Annotated in this window: 15 protein-coding genes, 1 tRNA gene and 1 pseudogene; 5 read left to right on the top strand and 12 right to left on the bottom strand. The window is 69.2% G+C overall.

The annotated features are described in order from the left end of the window. Positions 1–7: 7 nt before the first annotated feature. Entirely contained in the window at positions 8–526 is a 519-nt protein-coding gene (locus ACT3UL_RS01890) for an arsenate reductase/protein-tyrosine-phosphatase family protein (RefSeq protein WP_444576429.1), read from the bottom strand. A gap of 171 nt (positions 527–697) precedes the next feature. Here ACT3UL_RS01890 and ACT3UL_RS01895 point away from each other — a divergent pair, with 171 nt between their 5' ends. From ACT3UL_RS01895 to ACT3UL_RS01910, 4 genes are all read left to right on the top strand, one after another. Then, on the top strand, positions 698–1,183 hold the full coding sequence (locus tag ACT3UL_RS01895; RefSeq protein ID WP_444576430.1) for a GNAT family N-acetyltransferase: 486 nt from the start codon (positions 698–700) through the stop codon (positions 1,181–1,183). A 135-nt stretch (positions 1,184–1,318) separates the two neighbouring features. Continuing rightward, positions 1,319–2,305, top strand: coding sequence for an App1 family protein (locus ACT3UL_RS01900; protein WP_444576431.1), 987 nt, complete (start codon positions 1,319–1,321; stop codon positions 2,303–2,305). Further along, positions 2,302–2,988, top strand: coding sequence for a GNAT family N-acetyltransferase (locus ACT3UL_RS01905; RefSeq protein ID WP_444576432.1), 687 nt, complete (start codon positions 2,302–2,304; stop codon positions 2,986–2,988). Before ACT3UL_RS01900 ends, ACT3UL_RS01905 begins: the two co-directional genes overlap by 4 nt. A 48-nt stretch (positions 2,989–3,036) precedes the next feature. After that, positions 3,037–4,053, top strand: coding sequence for an aldo/keto reductase (locus ACT3UL_RS01910; RefSeq protein ID WP_444576433.1), 1,017 nt, complete (start codon positions 3,037–3,039; stop codon positions 4,051–4,053). A 470-nt stretch (positions 4,054–4,523) separates the two neighbouring features. Here the strand turns inward: ACT3UL_RS01910 and ppc are convergent, their stop codons facing one another. The 6 genes and pseudogenes from ppc to ACT3UL_RS01940 form a co-directional block, all read right to left on the bottom strand. After that, on the bottom strand, positions 4,524–7,352 hold the full coding sequence (gene ppc, locus ACT3UL_RS01915) for a phosphoenolpyruvate carboxylase (protein WP_444576434.1): 2,829 nt from the start codon (positions 7,350–7,352) through the stop codon (positions 4,524–4,526). A 227-nt stretch (positions 7,353–7,579) separates the two neighbouring features. Then, on the bottom strand, positions 7,580–8,383 hold the full coding sequence (ehuA, locus tag ACT3UL_RS01920) for an ectoine/hydroxyectoine ABC transporter ATP-binding protein EhuA (protein WP_444576435.1): 804 nt from the start codon (positions 8,381–8,383) through the stop codon (positions 7,580–7,582). Further along, on the bottom strand, positions 8,376–9,029 hold the full coding sequence (gene ehuD / locus ACT3UL_RS01925) for an ectoine/hydroxyectoine ABC transporter permease subunit EhuD (protein WP_444576436.1): 654 nt from the start codon (positions 9,027–9,029) through the stop codon (positions 8,376–8,378). Before ehuD ends, ehuA begins: the two co-directional genes overlap by 8 nt. After that, positions 9,026–9,490 (bottom strand): ABC transporter permease subunit, encoded by a 465-nt coding sequence (locus ACT3UL_RS01930; protein ID WP_444576437.1) that lies wholly within the window; start codon positions 9,488–9,490, stop codon positions 9,026–9,028. The genes ehuD and ACT3UL_RS01930 overlap by 4 nt, the downstream gene beginning before the upstream one ends. Positions 9,491–9,608: 118 nt before the next feature. Further along, positions 9,609–9,821, bottom strand: a pseudogene (locus ACT3UL_RS01935) (ectoine/hydroxyectoine ABC transporter permease subunit EhuC); the annotation flags it as partial. 85 nt (positions 9,822–9,906) lie between these two features. Continuing rightward, on the bottom strand, positions 9,907–10,824 hold the full coding sequence (locus tag ACT3UL_RS01940) for a transporter substrate-binding domain-containing protein (RefSeq protein ID WP_444576438.1): 918 nt from the start codon (positions 10,822–10,824) through the stop codon (positions 9,907–9,909). Between the two features lie 347 nt (positions 10,825–11,171). Here ACT3UL_RS01940 and ACT3UL_RS01945 point away from each other — a divergent pair, with 347 nt between their 5' ends. Further along, complete coding sequence (locus tag ACT3UL_RS01945) at positions 11,172–11,972, top strand: GntR family transcriptional regulator (RefSeq protein ID WP_444576439.1); 801 nt, start codon at positions 11,172–11,174, stop codon at positions 11,970–11,972. 92 nt (positions 11,973–12,064) lie between these two features. On the opposite strand, the gene ACT3UL_RS01950 is transcribed toward ACT3UL_RS01945, so the two are convergent. The 5 genes from ACT3UL_RS01950 to ACT3UL_RS01970 all read right to left on the bottom strand — a co-directional run bounded on the left by ACT3UL_RS01950 (position 12,065) and on the right by ACT3UL_RS01970 (position 16,556). Beyond that, a tRNA-Ser gene (locus ACT3UL_RS01950) sits at positions 12,065–12,153 on the bottom strand. A gap of 174 nt (positions 12,154–12,327) precedes the next feature. Further along, positions 12,328–12,804, bottom strand: a complete 477-nt coding sequence (locus ACT3UL_RS01955) for a peroxiredoxin (protein ID WP_444576440.1) — start codon at positions 12,802–12,804, stop codon at positions 12,328–12,330. Between the two features lie 60 nt (positions 12,805–12,864). Then, on the bottom strand, positions 12,865–14,613 hold the full coding sequence (locus ACT3UL_RS01960; protein ID WP_444576441.1) for a potassium channel family protein: 1,749 nt from the start codon (positions 14,611–14,613) through the stop codon (positions 12,865–12,867). Between the two features lie 212 nt (positions 14,614–14,825). Continuing rightward, positions 14,826–15,497 (bottom strand): DUF1801 domain-containing protein, encoded by a 672-nt coding sequence (locus ACT3UL_RS01965; protein WP_444576442.1) that lies wholly within the window; start codon positions 15,495–15,497, stop codon positions 14,826–14,828. A gap of 9 nt (positions 15,498–15,506) precedes the next feature. Further along, positions 15,507–16,556 carry a LacI family DNA-binding transcriptional regulator gene (locus ACT3UL_RS01970; protein WP_444576443.1) on the bottom strand — a complete coding sequence of 350 codons (1,050 nt, stop codon included), beginning with the start codon at positions 16,554–16,556 and terminating at the stop codon, positions 15,507–15,509. Positions 16,557–16,683: the final 127 nt, after the last annotated feature.

The following is a 16,683-nucleotide window of genomic DNA, read 5'->3' on the forward strand; positions in this document are numbered from 1 at the left end:
GCCGTCGTCAGCGGGCGCTCAGCGCGTCCTGCACACGGGCGATGATCGCGGGCAGGCTGCGCTGCATCTGCACGATGGTGCGATTGAAGGCGCCCTGCCCCTCGTACCAGGGGTCATCCACCGCCATCTCGGTCTCCGGGGTCTCCGCCGGCGTCTCCGGATCGAACCTCCGCCACAGCGCGACCTCCGGGACACTCTTCCCCTCAGGCGCCTGCTCGACCATCCGGCGCAGAGCCTGGGCGTGCTCGATCGTCATCGGGAGCACGAGGTCCCAGGTGAGCAGTTCCGTGAGATGGATGGTCTGCGCCGTGTGCTCGAAGGGCCGCGCATATCCCGCACGGACGAGAGCGAGCTCGGTGCGGTCGTCCATCGGCATCCCCTCGGCCTCCCAGCTGGTGCCGGCGGACCCCACCTCGACACGGTCGGCGAGACCCGCCTCCAGGATCGCCTCGCGCAGCATCACCGCTGCTGCGGGAGACCGGCAGACGTTGCCGGTGCAGACGGTGAGGACACGGAAGGGCGACATCTCCCCATTGTGTCAATGATGCCGAGGTGGCGAGCGCAGAATCGCCAGGCCCCGTACAATACTGAGGGAAGCGCGTGCGGTGCCCACCGTGCCGTTCGCGCATATTCGCCAGGGTAAGGTCACGAGTACAAGATGGCAGTGACCATGCCACGACGGCTCAGGAGGACAGCCATGGCCGAAATCATCCGCGCCCACGACGACGACTGGTCGCTCGTGCGCGAGATCCGTCTCCGGTCTCTCAGCACCGACCCCTCGGCCTTCGGGCAGAGCTGGGAGAAGGAGTCGACCTACGAGGACTCCATCTGGAAGAAGCGCGTTCGTGAGGCCGCGTGGTTCCTCGCGGTCGAAGCAGGCCAGCCGGTCGCGGTCGTGGCAGTTCGCCACGAGGGCGACTCCCCCGCCAACGAGCGTGAGCTCCAGGCGATGTGGGTGCTGCCGAGCGCACGTAAGGGCGGTATCGCCGGAAAGCTCGCCGACGCGGTCTTCGACTGGTCCCGTGAGGACGAGGCGGACACCGTCACGCTGTACGTCGGCCCCAAGAACGAGGTTGCGCAGTCTCTCTACCAGGCCCTCGGATTCGAGGACACCGGGGACCGCTGGGAGATCATCGAAGATGATCCCGACGGTGCCTGGCTGAAAATGGCCCGAGGCCTCTGAGACCAGGTGCCCTCCTCCCGTCGAGCCGCCTCCGGCCTGGCCTCCTCCCGATCCGCGTCCCGCGCGGCCGGTGGAGGTCCGGGCCGGAGGCGTCCTCATTGGTCGGCCCGTTTCGAGGACGTCAAGAACGCCACCGTGGGCAGAGCACTGCAACGGTTGCACTGGGATCTCCGGCTCCAGCCGTTCCACGGATACGGCTCTCCGACGCAGGTCAGGGTGCTGGCGAAGGTCCTCTACGCCTCACCCGGTGCTCCGGCCGACTTCCATGACCAGCCGGTCCACGACATGCGCACCATGGCCGTGCGGGGGTGGCGCAACTTCGCGAGCCAGGTCGCACCCTTCCGCACCGTCACCATCCGGATCGGTGGTCAGCAGTTCAGCGCGCGTGCGGACCGCACCGGGATCGTCGACGTCCAGCTCGACGTCGACCTCGAGCCCGGTCAGCACGAGGCGCTGCTGTGGACGGTCTCCGGCAACGAGGTGGCCGCCGACGTCACCATCTTCGCCCCCGAGGCCACCGTGGGCCTGGTCAGCGACATCGATGACACGGTGATGGTGACGTTGCTGCCGCGCCCGCTGCTGGCCTTCTGGAACGCCTTCGTGGTCCACCAGTCCTCCCGCCAGGTCGTGCCGGGCATGCCGATGCTCTACCAGCGCCTCGCCCGGCAGTACCCCGAGATGCCGGTGCTGTACCTGTCCACGGGCGCCTGGAACGTGTTCCCGGTGCTCAAGAGGTTCCTCTACAAGAACGGGTACCCCGACGGTCCGCTGCTCCTGACCGACTGGGGACCCACGAACACCGGGTTCTTCCGCTCCGGCCGGGAGCACAAGGAACGGGCGCTGCGGCGCCTGGCCGAGACCTTCCCGGAGCATCGCTGGCTCCTGGTCGGCGATGACGGACAGCACGACCCGTCGACCTACGCCGATTTCGCCGCCGAGCGTCCCGAGCTCGTCGAGGCGATCGTGATCCGTCAGCTGACAGAATCCGAGCAGCTGCTCGCCCACGGCACTCTGCGCCCCCTCGAGCGGCGCAGCCACGGAGACCTCACGCCGCTGGTCGTGAGCGCGCCCGATGGCCACACCCTGCTCTCCGCCCTGCAACGCGCCGAGGTGATCCGATGACCGTCCCCAACCCTGTCACCACCCTGACCTCCACGATCGCGATCCGGCCCGCCCGTGAGGACGACGTCGAGCACATCGTCGCGCTGGCACAGGCCGCCTATCGCGGCACCGGCGGCTGGACCACGGAGGCGCACCTGGTCACGGGCACCCGGACGGACTCCACGGAAGTACGCGACATGGTCGCCGATCCGGCCGTCACCCTCCTGGTCGCCGTGCGCACCCCGTCCGGGACCGCGCCGTCCGACGCTGACCCCGGCGCCGAGGGCGAGCAGAGCACTGCCCGCGAGGGCGAGCACGGCACCGCCCGCGAGGGCACAGCGGAGGGCGCGGAAGAGGGCATCCACGAAGACGAGATCGTCGGGTGCTGCTACACCCGTCGAGAACCGGCCGACGCCGACGGGCTCGTCCGTGCGGAGCTGGGGCTGTTCGCCGTGCATCCGTCGGCCCAGTCCCGCGGGCTCGGGCGCAGCCTCCTCACCGCCCAGAGCGATCACCTGCAGCGCGACGGGGTCGACGTGCTCATGATCCGGGTCCTGCAGTCCCGGCCGGAACTGCACGCCTGGTACGAGCGGCACGGCTTCGTGCGCACCGGCGTGGCCGTGCCCTTCGCGGGCGATCCCGCGGGGCTGCAGATCGCGGGACTGGGCATGGACGTCATGGAGCGTCCTCTCCACGAGCTCTGACCTGCACTCGTCGTCGTGTCATGTGACCGGGGCGACTAAACTGCCGGCATGAGCACCGACGCCTTCACCCCGTCCCCCCATCGCTACGAGAACGTCCCGTATCGGCGGGTGGGCCGTTCCGGGCTGCGCCTGCCCCCGGTCTCGCTGGGCTTCTGGCAGAACTTCGGTGAGGGCCGCGACCTGCAGGTCCTCCGCGCCATCGTGCGCCGTGCCTTCGACCTCGGAGTGACCCACTTCGACCTGGCCAACAACTACGGTCCGCCTCCGGGCAGCGCCGAGACCCATGTGGGCCGGATCCTCGAGCAGGATTTCCGCCACCATCGCGATGAGCTCGTGATCTCCACCAAGGCCGGCTACGGGATGTGGGACGGCCCCTACGGCGACGGTGGCTCGCGGAAGTATCTGCTCAACTCCCTGGACCAGTCCCTGCGACGGATGGGCCTGGGCCACGTCGACATCTTCTACCACCACCGCGAGGACCCCGCGACCCCGCTCGAGGAGACGATGGGGGCGCTCGACCACGCGGTGCGCAGCGGCAGGGCCCTGTACGCCGGGATCTCGAACTACTCCCCCGAGAAGACCCGGGAGGCGACGGAGATCCTCGCCGACCTCGGCACCCCGCTGCTCATCCACCAGCCCTCCTACTCGATGTTCAACCGGCACATCGAGAACGGGCTGCTCGAGACAGTCGAGGACCTGGAGATCGGCCTGGCCGTCTTCTCGCCGCTCCAGCAGGGGCTGCTGACCAACAAGTACATGTCCGAGGTGCCCCACGGATCCCGGGCCAGCGGGACGGGCGGGTCGCTCACCTCGCGTCAGGTCCACGACACGACCTACCAGACCCGCATGCGCGCCCTGACCGAGATCGCCCACGAGCGCGGCCAGAGCCTCGCCCAGCTCGCCCTGTCCTGGGTCCTGCGCCACCAGGCCGTGGCGACCGCACTGGTCGGTGCCTCCTCGGTGCGTCAGCTCGAGCAGAACATCGGCGCCACCGAGAACCTCACCTTCACCCCGGAGGAGCTCACCCGCATCGACGAGTTCGCGGTCGACGGCACCGGTCGCTGAGCCGCCGGGCTGCGCTCCCGAGACGCGCTACCGAGGCGCGCTCCTGGGACGGGCTACCGGGTCCGGGTCTGGTCCCGGATTTCTGAGGTCTACCCGCCACGCTGATCGAGTGCGACGTTGGCGCTGCCCTCGGGCACGAATGACGGCTCCAAGGTCGCACTCGCCGCACGGAAGAGGAGCGACCGACCGGGCCGTGGGGCGCAGCTCACCGTCGGGCGCAGCTCACCGTCGGGCGCAGCTCACCGTCGGGCGCAGCTCACCGTCGGGCGCAGCTCACCGTCGGGCGCAGCTCACCGTCGGGCGCAGCTCACCGTCGGGCGCAGCTCACCGTCGGGCGTAGCTCACCGTCGGGCGCAGCTCGCCGGCACGCACACATCGACGTCGGGCGATGCTCGAGCCGGGTAGCGCACAGGGAAGGGCCCCGACGATCCTCAGGATCGTCGGGGCCCTTCCCTGTGGCACGGGACGGCTCAGCCGGTGTTCTTCAGACCGGCGGCCACACCGTTGATGGTGGTCAGCAGCGCACGCTGCAGCTCCGGGGAGAGCTCCTCACCGCGGGCCGTGGCGGCCCGGGCACGCTGCAGCATCGCGACCTGCATGTAGGAGATCGGATCCAGGTACCGGTCGCGCACGGCGAGCGTGCGCTTGAGCACCGGCTGGTTGTCCAGCAGGTCCAGCACCCCGGTGAGACGCTCGATCTCGGCGACCGACAGCTCGAACTCCGCCTTGATGCGGTCGAACAGCGGCCACAGCCGCTCCGGCACCAGCGAGTGCACGTAGTGCCCGGCTATCGCCATGTCCGTCTTCGCGAGCGTCATCTCGACGTTGCTGATCACGGTGCGGAAGAAGTGCCAGTTGCGCAGCATGTCGTGGAGATCGGGCTCGAGGCCCGCCTCACGAGCGGCCTTCAGACCGGAGCCTGCCCCGAACCAGCCCGGCACGATCTGTCGGGACTGGGTCCAGCCGAAGACCCACGGGATGGCCCGCAGACCGTCCAGGCCCTTCTCGGAGGTCGCGCGCTTGGAGGGGCGCGAGCCGATGTTCAGGTCGCCGAGCTGCTCGACCGGCGTCGAGGTCACGAAGTACTCCGGCAGATCCGGGTCGTCCGCCAGCGTGCGGTAGCGCGCATAGGAGGCGTCGGAGACCTGCTGCATGACCTCGCCGAAGCGTTCCAGCTGCTCGGGCGTCGAGCGCGGCGCGGTATGCAGCGCCGAGCCTTCGAGCACCGCGGCCAGCGACAGGTCCAGGTTCTCCCGGGCCAGCGTGGGCAGCGTGTACTTGTCCGAGATGACCTCACCCTGCTCGGTGAACTTGATCTCGCCCTCGAGCACGCCGTACGGCTGAGCCAGGATCGCGTCGTACGTCGGGCCGCCACCACGGCCGACGGACCCGCCGCGGCCATGGAACAGCCGCAGCGTCACCCCGTGGCGGGCGGCGACATCGCGCAGCAGGCGCTGAGCCTGGTGGATCTCCCACTGGCTCGTGATGACGCCGGAATCCTTGTTGCCGTCGGAGTAGCCGAGCATGACCTCCTGGAGGTCGCCGCGCAGGCGCACGATCTCCCGGTAGGACGGATCGCTGAGCATCTCGTCGAGGATCTCCCCGGCGTGACGCAGCTCGGCGACCTCCTCGAGCAGCGGCGCGAAGCTGATGTCCGACCGGTTCTCGTCGCCACCGGGAAGGGTGACCAGGCCGGCTTCACGGGCGAGCAGGGCGACGGCGAGGATGTCGTCGGCGCCATGCGTCATGGAGACGATGTAGGTCTCGATCGAGGACTGGCCGTACTGCCGGTGCGCGTCCCGGATCTCGCCGAACACCTTGTAGGTGGTGCGGGTGGCGTCGTCGAGGATCGTCTCGTCCTCGGCGAGGGCCGTGCCGACCAGCGGACGGCGGTTCGCGAGCTCCGCGGCCAGCACCTTCGTGCGCTCGTCGCGGCTGAGCTCCGCGTAGGGACGGTCCAGCTCCCCGACCCGGTCGAAGAGACGGGCCAGCACCTCGTGGTGCTTCTCGGAGTGCTCGCGCACGTCGAGGATGGCGAGGTTCAGGCCGGAGCCGGCGAGGACCTGCTGGGCGACAGCGATCGCCCCGTCGGCCGCCCGACGACCGCCGTGGCGGGCCAGGGCTCCGCGCAGCACGGCGAAATCGTCCTGCAGCTCCTCGGAGTCGTAGTAGTCCTTGCCATGCACATGCGGCTCGCTGGTGCGGATCCGCTCACCGGTGGCCTTGAGCTTGCCGCGCATCGTGCCGAGCTTGAGCCGGTAGGGCTCCTGCTCGAACATCCGCTGCTGCACCTCGTCGACCTCGGAGTCGAAGGCGAGATCCGCCTCGATGCTCGCGCGCAGCTCCTCGTCGTCACCGGTCATCTCGCTGGAGATCGACAGGTCGCCGATGAGCTCGGAGACGACGTCGATCGCCAGCTCGACCGCGGTCTCGGCCTGGAGCTGGAGCACCTCACGGGTGACCTCCGCGGTGACGTACGGGTTGCCGTCGCGGTCGCCGCCGATCCAGGACCCGAACCGCAGCGGCACCTGACGCTCGCGCAGGTCGGCGCCATGGGCGCGCAGCTCCTCGCGCAGATCGTCGAGGAACCCCGGCATGGTCTGGCGGTACAGCTGGGTCAGGTAGTAGAGCACGTTGCGCGACTCGTCCTGAGGGGTCGGACGCTGGCGACGCAGCTCGTCCGTCTGCCACAGGGACTCGATGAGCTCGGAGAGCAGATGATCCTGCCGGCGCCGCTCGGTCGTGCCGTCCTCGGTGTCGTTCTCGAGGATGTCCGAGATCTTGCGGAGCTTGGTCAGCACCGCCCGACGGGAGGCCTCGGTGGGATGCGCGGTGAAGATCAGGCGCACGTCGAGCGAGTCGACGGCCTCCTGCAGACCCTCCGGACCCACGGACTCGTGCACGGCCGCGACGGTGCGCGGGACCCACGACTCCGAGGAGGGCCGCTCCTGCAGGGAGCGGACCCGGTAGACCTGCTCGGCCGCATTGGCCAGCAGGAAGTACTGGGCGAAGGCACGGGTCAGCGCCGTCGCCTGTTCGAGCGGGAGCTCGGCGAGACGCTCCTGGACATCTCGGGCCTCGGCCTCGGAGTCCGAGGACTTCGCGTCCTTGGTCAGCTTGCGGACTTGCTCGACGAGATCCAGCATCTCCTGACCATGCTGGTCAGCGAGGGTGCGACCGAGCAGCGTCGAGAGGCGACGGACTGTCGCTCGCAACGGTGCATCGATATGGGGATCATCGCCGACGACGGGGAACTCGCTCGTCAAGGTCGGGACGGCGATGGCGTCGGATTCTGGCACGGGGCCTCCTGGGGTCGGCGGCGCCACACAGCGGCCGCCGACAGCTGGGGCGACCGCCTCGGCGCGGAACGAACGGGCACAGACTATCGCGACGGGACGGGAAGCCCTGCCGCGGACCGGTCTGCGGACGGGACGAGAACAGACAGGACGAGACAAGTCGGGACTGAGGCCGGAGTCAGAGCTGGAGGTCAGAGCATGGGGTCAGAGCTCGAGGTCAGAGCTCGAGGTCAGAGCACGGCGTGCAGGAAGTCCCTGGTGCGCTGGTGGCCGGGGTCGCTGAAGATCTTCTCCGGCGAGCCCTCCTCGACGATCGATCCCTGATCGAACATCATCACCCGGTCCGAGACGTCCCGGGCGAACTGCATCTCGTGGGTCACGATCAGCATCGAGATGTCCGTCTCGGCGGCGATTTCCTTCAGCACCGCGAGCACCTCCCCCACCAGCTCGGGATCCAGCGCCGAGGTGACCTCGTCCAGCAGCAGGATCTCGGGGTCCATCGCCAGCGCGCGGGCGATCGCCACGCGCTGCTGCTGACCACCGGAGAGCTGCGAGGGGTTGAAGTCCCGCTTGTCGCTCATGCCGACCTTCTCCAGCAGGCCCTCGGCCTTGGAAACCGCCTCGGCCTTGGACAGACCCATGACGTGGATGGGCGCCTCGGTGATGTTCTCCAGCACCGTCATGTTCGGGAACAGGTTGAAGTGCTGGAACACCATCCCGATCTGCGTGGTGGTGCGACGGCGGGCCTTGTCCGAGACGCGAACGCGCTTCCCGCCCCGGTCCTCGTACTGCAGGGGGGTCCCCCCGACATGGATGAACCCGTCGGTGAGCTCCTCGAGGGTCATCACCAGGCGCAGGATCGTCGTCTTGCCGGAGCCGGAGGGCCCGATCAGGGTGACGCGCTCCCCCTTCGCGACGGTGAAGTTGAGGTCGTTCAGCACGGTGTTGTCGCCGAACCTCTTGACCACGTCTCGGAACTCGATGTGCGGAGCACCGGTGGCGGATGCCCCCTCGGGGGCGGTGTTCTCAGGCAAGTTTCTTCTCCAGTCGTCGGATCAGAACGGACGTCGGATAGCTCGCGACCAGGAAGATCAGGCCGGCGAGCGTGATCGACTCGGTGTACCGGAAGGTGTCCCCGCCGTAGGTCTGGGCGACGCGCACCATCTCCAGGACGTAGATGAGGGAGAGGAACGGCGTCTCCTTGAACATCGAGATCGCGTAGTTGCCCAGCGACGGCAGGGTGCTGCGGATCGCCTGCGGGATGACGACCGCCCGCCAGGTGCGCAGCAACGGGAGCGACAGCGCGGTGGCCGCCTCCCACTGTCCCTTGGGCACGGAGTCGATGCCGGCGCGGTACACCTCGGCCATATAGGTCGTGTAGTGGATGCCGAGCACCCAGATGCCGATCGCGAGCGTCGAGTCGAGGTAGGGCGAGAGCACCAGGTTCGCGAACACCAGCTGGACCACGAGCGGCGTCATCCGGATGAACTCCACGACCCAGGTCACCGGAGTGCGGATGACGGCTGGCGCGATCCGTCGGATCATCGCCACGACCAGGCCCAGCACCACGGCGATGAGCGTGCCGAGCACGGTCGCCACCAGGGTGTACTTGAAGAAGCCCTCCAACAGCAGGGGCAAGACGGCGGCGGCGTGGTCCCAGGACCACCAGGACTCGTTCATGCCAGTCCTCCCTTCGCCACAGCGGCACTGCCCGGGGAACGCAGCAGGGATCCGAGCGACTTCGACAGCGCCGGGCCCCGGCCGATCTTGTGCTTGGCCCGGACTTCGAGAGCGTTCATGATGATGACGATCACCCAGGCGATGAGGTAGTACGCGACCAGGGCGAACAGGAACGCGAACCACGTGCCGGTCTGATCACGCACCTGCTCCACCCGGAAGTAGAGGTCGTAGAGCAGCACCGTGCTGACGATGGCGCTGCCCTTGAGCAGCTGGATCCACAGGTTCGACAGCGAGGGGATCATCAAGGCCCAGGCCTGCGGGATGATCACGCGGAACATGCCGCGCGCCGGGGAGAGGCTCAGCGCGCTGAGCGCCTCGTACTGCCCCTTGGGCACCGAGCCGATCGAGCCGCGCACCACCTCGGCGCCGTAGGCCCCGTAGTTCAGCCCCAGCGCCAGCACGCCGATGGCGAGGGGGGTGAATGGCGAGGGGGGTGAGCTGCCACCCGAACGGATAGGGCAGCTGCGGCAGCACGAAAGCGAGCCAGAACAGCTGGACCATGAGCGAGGTGCCGCGGAAGAACTCCACGAAGATGCGCGCGAGGATGCGCACAACGGCGACCTTCACGGTCTGAGCGATGCCGAACACGAAGGAGATCACCAGTGCCAGCAGGCCACCGAGCGCGGTGGCCAGCACGGTGGCCTGGACACCTTCCAGGACCTGCGGCATCCGTGCGCCGAGGATCTCGATATTGGGTCCGAGCTGCTCGAAGAAGCCCATCACACCATCCATGGGCGGATCACCTCCTCGACTCGCGCCGCTCCGGCGCGTCCCAGATCGGGGCGCGCCGGAGCGGTATGGACGAGATCGTCAGAGGTCACTGCAGGGACGACAGATCGCCGGAGCACAGGATCTCAGCGGTCATATCCTCCGGGGGGAGCTCTTCCTCGGAGAAGCCGAACTCACCGACGATGGAGAGGTACCGCTCCGGATCGGCGATGATCTCGGCGAGCTTCTCGTTGTACGCGTCCAGCAGCGAGGTGTCCGCCTTGCGGAAGACGGTGCCGCCGGCGCCGACCTGCTTCACCCCGTCGATCTCGGCGACGAAGCTCTCGGTCACCTCGAGGTCGGTGTTGGAGTTGTCGGCCAGCCAGTTCAGGGAGATCGCGGTGAGCGCGAAGGCGTCCGCGTTGCCGCTGGTGACGGCGTCCACGCCGTCCTGCGGGCCGCCGACCTCGATGCTGTCGAGATCGAGGTCCTTCGCGTAGGTGCTCTCGACCGCGCCGCTCATGGTGGCGACGGTGAGACCGGAGTCGACGAAGGAGTCCATGTTCTCGAGGTTCTCGGGGTTGCCCGCGGGCACCATGAGCGCGGTCGTGTACTGGAACTCCGGCTCGCTGAAGGCGGCCTCGGCGCAGCGCTCGGGGAGGATCGACATGCCGGCACTGACCGCGTCGAACTGCTGGGAGTTCAGGCCCGGGATCAGTGAGTTCCAGTCGGTGAGCTTGCCCTCGACCTCGTCGATGCCGAGTTCGCCGAAGATCTCACGGTGCATGGCCACGGTCGCGCCGGTCAGCTCTCCGTTGTCGTCGAAGCTGTAGGGCGCCTCCCCCGCGAAGCCGACGGTGATCTTGCCGGCCTTCTGGAGCTTGGACAGCAGATCGTCGCCGCCACCATCGCTGGAATCGCCACCGCCGCCGGTGCTCGTCTGGCTGCAGGCGGCCAGGCTGCCGCCCAGTGCCGCGGCGGACAGCACGAGGCCGGTCCCTCGGAAGAATGTACGGCGATTGTGCATGGGGAGTTCCCTCTCGCTGAGCGATCGACCGGCCGACGCGCGCTGGCTGCTCGATGCTGAGCTGTCGGACAATCTGATCTCTGGATATCGGATTCCTGTCCACGTTATAGGTGTTGGCCGAGTGGGTCGTACCCCGTCCACGTTTCGTGATGGGGTCGTAACCCGCTCGGAACTCGTCCCGCGTCCGCTCCGGTCCGCGGCCCCGGACCGCGCCTCGGACCACGCCCCGGCGAGGTCCCCGAGTGAATCGAGCGACTGCACCGGTCCTCCCATGCTGACGTGAGGTCTCCCGCGTTCTACGATGACGCGACGCGGAAGTGGACCGCGCAGGAGCAAGGAGAACGGCGATGACCTCTCGTCTGGAACGAGTGCAGCTGCCCATGATGCAGCCGCTGCGTCGGCCCTCGATCATCGATCAGGCCGAGCTCGAGCTGCGCAACGCCATCTACTACGGCGACCTCCGCCCCAGCGACGGGATCCCCGAGGTGCAGGTGTCCCGCCAGATGGGGATCTCCCGCTCGTCCCTGCGCGAGGCCTGCCAGCGCCTGGTGCGCGACGGCCTGCTCACCCAGATCCCCGGTCGCGGCCTGTTCGTCACCCGTATGGACGCCGGGACGATGTCGGACTTCATCGACTACCGCCTCGGGATCGAGATGCAGTCCGCCACGATCGTGGCGGACACGATCAGCACGTTGCGCCGCCGCGGCGGGACGGCGGAGATCGACGCGCTGCTCGCCCCGCTGCGCGCCTCGCTCGAGCGCAGCCGCACGGCTCTCGCGGCCGAGCAGCTCATCGAAGCCGGCAACGCCGACCTCGACCTGCACCAGCAGCTCGCGGAGATCACCCAGAACCGCTTCCTCAGCACCGCGATGAACACCATCGTGATCCTCACCCGGATGGGCAGCTTCTCCGACCCGCTGGGCTTCGGCGTGCGCGCCGACCTCACCTCCACCCATGAAGCCCTGCTGGAGGCGCTCGCCGAGGGCGACGGCTCCCGTGCGCGCGCCCTGCTGCGCGAGTCGCTGCAGGAGCTCGCGGGTCGTCTGCGTGCGGGCGTCGAGTCCGACGTGGTGCGCGATCCCGATCTGCTGGAGAACTCCGGCCCCGAATGGACGACGATCGGCGAGGGCACCGGCGAGAGCCTCTGAGCGTCGGCCCGTCGGCCCGTCGGCCCGTCGGCAGAGCATGGACAAGGCCCCTGTCCCGCGATGTTCTCGCAGTACAGGGGCCTTGCCGTCGGCGGAGACGAGAGGATTTGAACCTCCGAGGCGATTTTTGTCGCCTACTCCCTTAGCAGGGGAGCGCATTCGGCCGCTCTGCCACGTCTCCTGATGCCCGGGTCGAACTGGGCATGCCGGAACAGCATACGGGAGCGCGCGGGGTGCGCCAAAGCGGGAGCGCGCAGATCACGTCACATGTGCCGACCACCACCGTCGGACGGGTGCTCCCGCACGACCTCGCGCCGGCATCGCTCCCCCGGGCAGGCGTGATCCGGAGCCGGGATCAGAGCCCGAGCTTCTCCTGCAGCAGCGCGATGTGCTTCGGGGTGCCCACGCGGTACTTCACGAAGGTCAGCACACCCTCGGCGTCGATCGCGAACGTCGAACGGATCGTGCCCTGGACCTTCTTGCCGTACATGTTCTTCTCGCCCCAGGCGCCGTAGGCCTCCATCACCTGGTGCGATTCGTCGCCCGCGAGGGTGTAGGGCAGCTCCTGCTCCGCCACGAAGCGGTCGAGCTCCGCCACCGGATCCGGGGAGATCCCCACGACGCGGTAGCCGGCGTCGAGGAACATCTGGTGGTTGTCGCGCAGGTCGCAGGCCTGCTTGGTGCACAGAGACGTGTTGGCGGCCGGGTAGAACCACAGCAGCGCCGGGGCGCCGCGCAGCTCGGACAGGCTGATCCGGCCTCCGCCGGCGGTGGGCAGATCGAGATCGGGGGCGATGTCGCCGACGGCGAGCTTCACGGGTGCGGCAGGCATGTCTCTCCTGGAGGGGATGCGGATCGAGGTGGTGGCGGGGGACGACGGCGTCCGACCAGGCTAGCGGGAGACGGCGACCCGTCGGCCCCGGCGACCGCGCCGCAGATACGTCTCCCGGAAGCGTCGCTCGGCGTGGCGATCACCGAGCAGCAGCAGCTTGCCCGGCGCCGAGGGGATCGACTCGGTGTCATAGCTGAGCGTGCCGTCGTCCCCCGCCACGGCCACGATGTGGCAGCCGGTACGACGATGCACCTCGGCATCCCGGACGGAGCGCCACACGAGGGAGGAGGGCCGCGGCACCAGGAACAGCTCATTGCCCTCGGCCACCAGCACACGATGGCTGAGCCCGGCGTGGTTCCACAGATCGGTGGCGCCGATGGTCGCGTACGAGAGGACCCCGTCGGCCCCGGCGCGGTACAGCGTGGCGACGTTGCGCTCGTAGGTCGCGCGCGAGACCACCTGGAGCTCGGGGCGCAGGCGCCGGCAGAACAGGGTGAGGTACACGTTCAGATCGTCATCGCGCGGCGTGACCAGCACGGCCGAGGCGCTCTCGAGCCCGGCCCTGCGCAGGACCCGCTGGTCCGCGGCGTCACCGTCCACGACCGTGTAGTTCGCCGTCCCCTCGAGTGCGGAGTACGAGTTCTCGACCCGGCCCGGCAGCTGCTCGACGATCGTGTTGGGGACTCCCTGGGCGGTGAGCTCGCGGGAGGCCGAACGACCCACCCGGCCGCCGCCGAGGATGATCACCGGGTCCTCGGACTGCTCCAGGACCTGGAACTGCTCGTCGTAGGCGTCGAGCTCGGCGGACTCCCCCGCGAGGATCAGCACCGTCTGCTCGGTGATCGGCAGCTCGGGCTTCAGCGGGCGAAGACGCCCCTTGCGCATGATCGCCAGGATCCTCACGCAGGAGCGGAGCTCCGCGATGGCCTCGCCCAGCGTCTTCCCCACGAGCGAGGTGCCGCGCACCGCGGCCTCGGCGATGAGGGTGTCCCCGAAGCTGCCGATGCGATGGATCCTGCCCGTCGAGCCCAGCACGCGCCCGGCCATCTCCTGGCCCAGCACCGCGCCAAGCTCGAGCACGTGGTCGGAGCCGGCGAGGGAGAGCACGTCCACCGAGACCGGCTTGCTCGCGGTGACCGCGACCGGGACGTCCCCGCAGACCTGACGGACCGTGAAGGCGACGTTCGTGTTCGCGGTGTCGGAGAGCGTCGAGGCGACCATGCGCGCACGGTCCGCCCCGGCGCTGCGATAGGTCTGGGCGGAGTCCAGAGGGCCGACGACCACCTGGCGCCCCTGGTCATGCAGCTGTCCGGCCTCGACGGGATCCTCCACGACGAGCACCGCGGGGACCTCGGAGCGCTCCGCCCGCGCGGCGAACGCCTGGGTGACCGCGTCGGAGCCCACCAGCAGGACATGGTCACGCAGCTGGGCCGGCACCTTGCGGGGCGTGCGGGCCGTGCGCCGTCGATCCAGCCAGGGGGTGACGACATACTGGATGACGAAGAACGGCAGCAGCACCAGCATGTAGACGACACCGCTGAGGAGCACGAGCAGGGAGAACAGCCGGCCCAGGTCCGTCGAGAAGGTGATGTCGCCGTAGCCGAGGGTCGACATCGTGGTGATCGTCCAGTAGATCGCCCCGATCCAGGAATGATCCTCGCCGTCGGCACCCATCAGGGTCTTGAACACGGTGGCATAGAGGATCACCATGACGGCGCCGATCGCGACGATCAGCAGTCCTGCACGCGATTTCCGGCGCGCGACCGGCACCCGATCAGCGCGTCGGGGCATGCCTCCCGGCAGCTCCATGGATGATCCTCTCGACGACGGTCCGTGGCACCCGGACGAAGCTCGCTCCGGGGCACCTCGCGGAAGCGTAGGCCTGTTGCCCGGTGCATGCCTAACGATCGACCACCGCATGCGGCCCAGGGCACCCTCGCCCGGGGCTCACCGTGGTGAGGACCATCTCCTCGGCACGCTCCGGATCGCCGCACACCGCGAGCTCACCATGTCGGGGAGGTTCAGCAGGCCGTGGGGTCCGACGCCCAGGCATGCTCGACGAGGTCGCGCAGGACGTCGAGGTCCACGTCCTCGAGCTTCCGGACCCACACGCACGCCGCACCGCGCCGGTGCTTCCCGAGCCGGTCGAGCAGTTCGTCGGACCGCGGGGCGCTCACCAGCCCGTAGAGGGCGAGGTCCGCCGCGCGGGGGCTGAAGCCGAGATGGAAGGTGTCCCCTTCGCGGCCCGAGGCGTACACGTAGTGGGTCTCGCCGTAGCCGATCATGCTCGGACCCCACATGACGGCCTGCTCCCCGGTCGCCTCGCCGAACAGCTCCAGAAGCTGCTGGCCCTCACGACTGCGCCGGGCGCTCAGGCCCGCGACGTACTGGGCCGGGTCGACCGTCGTCGCATGGGTCCTGATGTCCTTCGCGCTGCGCCCGGTGCTGCCGCGGGTGACCGTCGCCCCGCCGCTGCGCGGAGCAGGCGGGTCCACCAGGGATTCGCCGTGCTCCTCGAGGACCTGCTGGAGGCGACGACCGGCCGCGGGGCCGACGCCGTGCAGCCGCGCGAGCTGCGTCCAGTCCACGCCGACGAGGTCGCCGACGCTGTCAAGTCCCTGCTCGGCCAGGGCGCGGGCGGCCGGCCTGCCGACTCCGGGGACCGCGTCGATCGATGTGCTCAGCTCGCTCATGGCCGCAGGCTACTCGCGAGCGATGGCCTTCGCGGTCGATCCGCGGGGGACGAACTGGGTGGGCAGGCCGATCCGGGCATGCTTCGGGCTCCGGCCGTGGGCATCCTCGTCACCGCTGGCGCCCTGGCTCTCGAGATGGCTCTCGCCGTTGCGGCGGCTGCCGCCGTCGTGGAGCAGGTCGATCGCGGTGACACCCATGTCGTAGCGGGGCACCCGCACAGTGCTGAGCCCCGGGGTCACGAGGGAGGAGAACTCGATGTCGTCCCAGCCCACCACGCTGATCTCCCCGGGCACGTCGACGCCGAAGCTGCGCAGGCGCTCCATCAGAGCCAGCGCCATGAAGTCGTTGTAGACGAGCACCGCGGTGACGTCGGTGAGCAGCACCGCCTCGGCGCCGCTGCGGCCGCCGTCGACGGTGGGTGGGAAGGAGCCGATGTCCGTCCAGTCCATGCCGGCCTCGGTGCAGGTCCGCTCGATCATGGGCCGGCGCACGGCGTCGGATCGGCTCACGCTGGGCCCGCCGACGTACCCGACATGGCGGTGCCCCATGCGATGGAGGTGGCGGATGGCCGAGGGGATCCCGGGGATCGGATCCGCGAAGACGCCGGGCAGCACCGGGGACACCCGGTTGACGAGGCTGAGCGGGGTGATGTCCGCGGCCTCGCGCAGGGAATCCTCGGTCATCCGGCTCGAGCACAGCACGATCCCGTCGACCTGGGCGGCGAGGGTGCGCACCAGCGGCAGCTCGCCCTCCGGGGCCTCCCCCGCGTCCGTGATCAGCAGCTGGGAGCCGAGCTGGTGGGCGCGGGCCTGCGCCCCCTTCAGCACGGCGGGGAAGAAGGGGTTCTCGAGGTCCGGCACGATCACGCCGTAGACCCCGGCGCGGCCGGTGATGAGGGCGCGGGCGCTGCGGTTGGGGCTGTAGCCGAGGTCGGCGGCGGCGGCGAGGACCTTGTCGCGCGAGGTCGTGCCCACGAGCTCCGGTCGCTGGAAGGCGCGCGAGGCGGTCGCGACGGAGACGCCTGCGAGCGCCGCGACGTCCTTGAGGGTCGTGGCCATGCGTCGCCTCCAGGTCGTGGTTCGTGATCGTGGTCGTCGTCGTGGCCGTGGCCGCGGTTCGTGCCCACTGCAACTTTTGCAGTCATGCGGAATCCTACGGCATGAACACCCCTTCCCCGCAGGCCCA

It is taken from the genome of Brachybacterium sp. 107, from assembly GCF_052379725.1.
Classification (GTDB): domain Bacteria; phylum Actinomycetota; class Actinomycetes; order Actinomycetales; family Dermabacteraceae; genus Brachybacterium.